The sequence below is a fragment of the Oceanimonas baumannii genome (assembly GCF_002245495.1).
Taxonomy (GTDB): domain Bacteria; phylum Pseudomonadota; class Gammaproteobacteria; order Enterobacterales; family Aeromonadaceae; genus Oceanimonas; species Oceanimonas baumannii.
Genome location: NZ_NQJF01000007.1, coordinates 226,681 through 232,731 on the forward strand (window position 1 = coordinate 226,681; position 6,051 = coordinate 232,731).

The following is a 6,051-nucleotide window of genomic DNA, read 5'->3' on the forward strand; positions in this document are numbered from 1 at the left end:
CATGGCTAACAAAACTGTAAAAGTTACTCAGACCCGCAGCTCTATCGCCCGTTTGCCTAAGCACAAGGCAACGCTGCGAGGCCTCGGTCTGCGTCGCATTGGTCACACCGTAGAGCTGGAAGACACAGCTTGTGTACGCGGTATGATCAACCAGGTTTACTACATGGTTAAGGTAGAGGAGTAATCGCATGCGTTTGAATACTCTGTCTCCTGCCGCCGGCTCTAAGCCTTCCGCCAAGCGCGTAGGCCGTGGTATCGGCTCCGGTCTGGGTAAGACTGGCGGTCGTGGCCACAAGGGTCAGAAGTCCCGTTCCGGTGGTAAGGTTCGCAACGGTTTTGAAGGCGGTCAGATGCCGCTGAAACAGCGTCTGCCGAAGTTTGGTTTTACTTCGCGCAAGTCTCTGGTCAGTGCTGAAGTTCGTCTGAGTGAACTGGCGAAAGTTGAAGGCGACGTGGTGGATCTGAACACCCTGAAGCAGGCTGGCGTTCTGACCAAGAACATCCAGTTTGCCAAGGTTGTACTGTCCGGTACCATTGACCGTCAAGTGACTGTGGTTGGTCTGGGTGTCACCAAAGGTGCCCGTGCTGCCATCGAAGCCGCCGGCGGTAAAATCGAGGAATAATAAGTACTATGGCCAAGAAACCAGGATTAGAAGCTAAAAACGCACAGGGCGGGCTGAGTGAACTGAAAAGCCGTCTGCTTTTCGTTCTGATCGCGATTGTCGTGTTCCGTACCGGCTCCTATGTGCCTATTCCTGGTATTGACGCCGCCGTACTTGCCGACTTGTTCCAGCAACAACAGGGCACCATCATTGAAATGTTTAACATGTTCAGTGGTGGCGCTCTGGAACGAGCGTCCATACTGGCGCTGGGGATAATGCCGTATATTTCTGCGTCCATTATCATTCAGCTGCTGACTGTCGTTCACCCTCCCTTGGCTGAGCTTAAGAAGGAAGGTGAAGCGGGTCGCCGCAAGATCAGTCAGTACACCCGGTATGGCACGCTCTTTCTGGGCACCATTCAGGCCATCGGTATTGCTACCGGTCTGCCGAATATGATGCCTGGCCTGGTGATAAATCCCGGGCTGGCATTCTACTTTACGGCAGTGGTGAGCCTGGTCACCGGTACCATGTTTTTGATGTGGTTGGGTGAACAGATTACCGAAAGAGGCATTGGTAATGGTATCTCGTTGATTATTTTCACGGGTATTGTTGCCGGTCTGCCTTCGGCCATTGGTGCCACGGCAGAGCAGGCGCGTCAGGGGGAATTGCACATTCTGTTGCTGTTGCTGCTGGCCGTAATCGTGTTTGCTGTGACCTTCTTTGTGGTCTTTGTTGAGCGTGGTCAGCGCCGCATTGTGGTGAACTATGCCAAGCGTCAACAAGGTCGCCAGGTGTTCGCAGCACAGAGTACACACCTGCCCCTGAAAGTGAACATGGCGGGGGTTATTCCAGCGATTTTTGCATCCAGCATTATACTTTTCCCAGGTACCGTAGCCTCATGGTTCGGTCAGGGTGAAGGGATGGTTGCCAACGTACTGCAAGAGATCTCTTTGACTCTGCAGCCCGGTCAACCGCTGTATGTAATGTTGTATGCCGCTGCCATCATCTTCTTCTGTTTCTTCTATACCGCGCTGGTGTTTAATCCGCGCGAGACGGCAGATAACCTGAAGAAGAGTGGTGCTTTTATCCCGGGGATTCGTCCGGGTGAGCAAACAGCGCGCTATATAGATAAGATAATGACTCGCCTGACCTTGGTCGGTGCGCTGTACATTACCTTTATCTGTCTGGTTCCACAGTTCCTGATGACAGCATGGAACGTCCAATTTTACTTTGGCGGAACCTCGCTGTTAATTATTGTGGTCGTCATCATGGATTTCATGGCTCAGGTGCAAACCCACATGATGTCTCATCAGTATGGCGATGTCCTGAGAAAAGCGAACCTGAAGGGCTACAACCGTTAAGGTTCGGTTATTTACGGAGTTAAGCAATGAAAGTCCGTGCTTCCGTTAAGGCTATTTGCCGTAACTGCAAGATCATCAAGCGTCACGGCGTGATTCGCGTGATCTGCACCTCTGACCCCAAGCACAAGCAGCGTCAGGGTTAAAGGCTAAAAAAGTTACGGTTTAGCTTGAAAATTGAAGGCAGGCTGGCTAAAGTAGCCAGCCACCTTCGTTAGGTGAAAAGTTCAGCCATTACGTATCCTCGACGGGCTTTGTAATGGCTTTTTATTCGTTAATATGTAGGAGTGCATAGTGGCCCGTATCGCTGGCATTAACATTCCTGACCATAAACATGCCGTCATTGCTTTGACCGCTATTTATGGCGTCGGTCGTACCCGCTCCAAGGCCATTTGTGCCGCAGCCGGTATCGCTGAGAATGTGAAAATTAAAGAATTGGATGAAGCTCAGGTAGAATCTCTGCGTGAGCAAGTGGCTAAGTTCACCGTTGAAGGTGACCTGCGCCGCGAAGTTTCCATGAACATCAAGCGTCTGATGGACCTGGGTTGTTACCGTGGCCTGCGTCATCGTCGCAGCCTACCCCTTCGTGGTCAGCGCACCAAGACCAATGCGCGTACGCGCAAAGGTCCTCGTAAACCGATCAAGAAATAACGGGAAGGTAGATCATGGCTAAAACTCCGGCTCGTAGCGCTCGTAAGCGCGTTAAAAAGCAGGTGAGCGACGGTATCGCCCACGTACATGCTTCTTTCAACAACACCATCGTAACCATCACCGACCGTCAGGGTAACGCTCTGTCCTGGGCAACTGCTGGTGGTTCAGGTTTCCGTGGTTCCCGCAAGTCCACCCCGTTTGCTGCTCAGGTAGCTGCCGAACGTGCTGGTGACGTTGCCAAGGAATACGGTGTTAAGAACCTGGAAGTAATGGTGAAAGGTCCGGGTCCGGGTCGTGAGTCATCCATCCGTGCGTTGAATGCTGCGGGTTTCCGCATCACCAACATCACCGATGTGACTCCCATCCCGCACAACGGTTGTCGTCCTCCCAAGAAGCGTCGCGTATAACGTTTCTTGTAGGATAGTTGGAGAAAGAACATGGCAAGATATCTGGGTCCCAAGCTCAAACTGAGCCGTCGCGAGGGCACTGACCTCTTCCTGAAGTCAGGTGTTCGCGCGATCGATTCAAAGTGTAAAATTGATACCGCACCCGGTCAGCACGGCGCTCGTAAGCCGCGTCTGTCTGACTACGGTGTACAGCTGCGTGAAAAGCAAAAAGTTCGTCGTATCTACGGCGTACTGGAAAAGCAATTCCGCAACTACTATAAAGAAGCTGCGCGCCTGAAAGGCAACACTGGTGAGAACCTGCTGCAGCTGCTGGAAGGTCGTCTGGACAACGTTGTATACCGCATGGGCTTTGGTGCTACCCGCGCTGAGTCTCGCCAGCTGGTGAGCCACAAGGCCATCCTGGTAAACGGTCAGGTTGTTAACATTCCTTCCTTCCAAGTTTCTCCCGAAGACGTTGTCAGCGTTCGCGAGAAGGCTAAGAAACAAGCCCGGATCAAAGCTTCCCTGGAGCTGTCCGGTCAACGTGAAAAGCCGACTTGGGTAGAAATTGACGCTACCAACATGCAAGGCACTTACAAGCGCCTGCCTGAGCGTAGCGACCTGTCTGCCGAAATTAATGAACAGCTGATCGTCGAGCTTTACTCCAAGTAAAGCCAGCTTCTAAGAGAGGACACAATGCAGGGTTCTGTAACAGATTTTCTTAAGCCGCGTCTGGTTGATATTGAACAAATCAGTCAGACACATGCCAAAGTGACTCTCGAGCCGCTGGAGCGTGGCTTTGGTCATACATTGGGTAATACGCTGCGTCGTATTCTGCTTTCTTCCATGCCGGGTTGTGCTATCACCGAAGTTGAATTCGACGGTGTGCTGCACGAGTACAGCAGTAAGGAAGGTGTCCAGGAAGATATTCTGGAAATCCTGCTCAACCTCAAAGAGGTTGCTATCAAGCTGGAAGGCAAGGACGAAGTTACCCTGTCACTGACCAAAACTGGTGCAGGTCCCGTAACTGCAGGCGACATCACTCATGGTGATGACGTCGAGATCGTAAACCCAGAGCACGTCATCTGTCATCTGACCGGGGACGACGCCGATATCAGCATGCGTCTGAAAATTCAGCGCGGTCGTGGCTATGTTCCTGCTGCTGCCCGCGCTCATACCGAAGACGACGAGCGTCCGATTGGTCGCTTGTTGCTGGATGCGGCTTACAGCCCCGTGGTTCGTATCGCCTATAATGTAGAGGCGGCCCGTGTTGAACAGCGTACCGACCTGGACAAGCTGGTTATCGACATGGAGACCAATGGCACCCTGGATCCGGAAGAAGCCATCCGTCGCGCGGCCACTATCATGGCCGAGCAATTGGAAGCCTTCGTGGACCTGCGTGATGTCAGCGAGCCGGAAGAGAAAGAAGACAAGCCTGAGTTCGATCCTATCCTGCTGCGTCCTGTCGACGATCTGGAACTGACAGTTCGTTCCGCGAACTGTCTGAAGGCAGAAGCGATCCATTACATTGGTGATCTGGTACAGCGTACCGAGGTGGAGCTGCTGAAGACTCCCAACCTGGGTAAAAAATCTCTTACCGAGATTAAAGACGTGTTGGCGTCTCGTGGTTTGTCTCTGGGCATGCGCCTGGAGAACTGGCCGCCTGCCAGCATCGCTGATGAATAAACCGGATCACGGGTTTTACCGATTTAGTTAGGAAGGATTAGGTCATGCGCCATCGTAAGAGTGGTCGTCAACTGAACCGGAACAGCAGCCACCGTCAGGCGATGTTCCGCAACATGGCCAGCTCCTTGGTTCGTCATGAAGTTATCAAGACGACTCTGCCCAAGGCAAAAGAGCTGCGTCGTGTGGTTGAACCTCTGATCACACTGGCCAAGAGCGACAGCGTTGCTAACCGTCGCCTGGCATTTGCCCGTACTCGCGACAGCGAAGTAGTTGGCAAACTGTTCAACGAACTGGGACCTCGCTATCAGGAGCGTCCGGGTGGTTACACCCGCATCCTGAAGTGCGGTTTCCGCGCTGGCGACAACGCCCCTATGGCTTACATTGAGCTGGTAGGTCGCGACGTTGAAGCGCAAGAAGCAGCTGCTTCTGAAGAGTAAAAATAAAAGCCGGGTTCGCCCGGCTTTTTCTTTCCTGTAATTCCCTCCTGAGTTTTACCCCTCTGTTATACCTTTAAGTCATCATTGTTCTGGCCGCACAAACACCTCACACTGTTTTTTGCTAGGTAAATATGATGCGAGCTTTGGTGATGAGAGGTCTTTGTATCTTTGGTCTTATTACCTGGTACGGGCATTGTTGAGTTACCTGCTATGTGGTTTGTTGTGTTCTTGAGGCAGGCCAGCGCTGTTTGTCAGTATGCGTATATATGGCATGTTGCCGCTGTTCTGGTCTGGTAAGGGTGCTATTCAACTCGGGGCACGATAGGCACTGGCCATTGAACAAGAATATAAATGTGGGCCGTGAGAGAGAGCTGGGCCTGAAGCTAGGCAGTTTTACTGCTCGAGAAGTGACTGATGCCTTTATTGGCTACGTATGGCAGCGAGGATCAGGTTCTCGAAACGGGCTCTATAAGCTCAATGAATGTGTTCACGCACTCAGAAATGTGTATAACTCTGTGGTTAACGTGTGGTTTTGCTGGGTTGTTGAGCGGTTGGCGATAAAGGGCGTGTTTTTATCAAAAAAGCCCTTGCGCAAAATCCGCGGCTCCCTATAATGCGCATCCACTGACTCGGGGCAACACGCCAACGGTCACAAACGTTGAAAACGAACAAAATAAAGTTCAAATCAACGCTTGACGAACACCAAGAGTTGCGTAGAATGCGCAGCCCTGATCAGCGAAAGCGGTCACGCTCTTTAACAATTTATCAAGCAAACTGTGTGGGCACTCGCAGTCGATTGAGAAGCAAAAAATATTGTTTTTCAATGATTTGTGAAGTGCACTAGAAATAGCAGCAATTCAGATATTCATTGAGCATCAAATCTTTAATTGAAGAGTTTGATCATGGCTCAGATTGAACGCTGGCGGCAGGC

9 protein-coding genes are annotated in these 6,051 nt (G+C 51.7%); all 9 read left to right on the plus strand.

All coding sequences use genetic code 11. The features are described from left to right. Position 1 precedes the first annotated feature (1 nt). The 9 genes from rpmD (at position 2) to rplQ (ending at position 5,120) form a co-directional block, all read left to right on the plus strand. Positions 2 to 184, plus strand: coding sequence for a 50S ribosomal protein L30 (gene rpmD, locus B6S09_RS10165; RefSeq protein ID WP_094278376.1), 183 nt, complete (start codon positions 2 to 4; stop codon positions 182 to 184). Positions 185 to 188: 4 nt separating this feature from the next. Beyond that, the gene (gene rplO / locus B6S09_RS10170; protein WP_014290665.1) at positions 189 to 623 is read left to right on the plus strand and encodes a 50S ribosomal protein L15; all 435 of its coding nucleotides are present in this window, start codon (positions 189 to 191) and stop codon (positions 621 to 623) included. A gap of 8 nt (positions 624 to 631) precedes the next feature. Continuing rightward, positions 632 to 1,963, plus strand: coding sequence for a preprotein translocase subunit SecY (gene secY / locus B6S09_RS10175; RefSeq protein ID WP_094278377.1), 1,332 nt, complete (start codon positions 632 to 634; stop codon positions 1,961 to 1,963). Between the two features lie 26 nt (positions 1,964 to 1,989). Beyond that, positions 1,990 to 2,106 carry a 50S ribosomal protein L36 gene (gene rpmJ, locus B6S09_RS10180; protein WP_014290663.1) on the plus strand — a complete coding sequence of 39 codons (117 nt, stop codon included), beginning with the start codon at positions 1,990 to 1,992 and terminating at the stop codon, positions 2,104 to 2,106. A gap of 148 nt (positions 2,107 to 2,254) precedes the next feature. Further along, complete coding sequence (gene rpsM / locus B6S09_RS10185; protein ID WP_094278378.1) at positions 2,255 to 2,611, plus strand: 30S ribosomal protein S13; 357 nt, start codon at positions 2,255 to 2,257, stop codon at positions 2,609 to 2,611. Positions 2,612 to 2,625: 14 nt separating this feature from the next. Beyond that, the gene (rpsK, locus tag B6S09_RS10190) at positions 2,626 to 3,018 is read left to right on the plus strand and encodes a 30S ribosomal protein S11 (RefSeq protein WP_019935870.1); all 393 of its coding nucleotides are present in this window, start codon (positions 2,626 to 2,628) and stop codon (positions 3,016 to 3,018) included. 30 nt (positions 3,019 to 3,048) lie between these two features. Continuing rightward, positions 3,049 to 3,669 (plus strand): 30S ribosomal protein S4, encoded by a 621-nt coding sequence (rpsD, locus tag B6S09_RS10195; protein ID WP_019935871.1) that lies wholly within the window; start codon positions 3,049 to 3,051, stop codon positions 3,667 to 3,669. A 24-nt stretch (positions 3,670 to 3,693) separates the two neighbouring features. Then, the gene (locus tag B6S09_RS10200) at positions 3,694 to 4,683 is read left to right on the plus strand and encodes a DNA-directed RNA polymerase subunit alpha (protein ID WP_094278379.1); all 990 of its coding nucleotides are present in this window, start codon (positions 3,694 to 3,696) and stop codon (positions 4,681 to 4,683) included. Between the two features lie 44 nt (positions 4,684 to 4,727). Next, entirely contained in the window at positions 4,728 to 5,120 is a 393-nt protein-coding gene (gene rplQ / locus B6S09_RS10205) for a 50S ribosomal protein L17 (protein ID WP_014290658.1), read from the plus strand. Positions 5,121 to 6,051 lie beyond the last annotated feature (931 nt).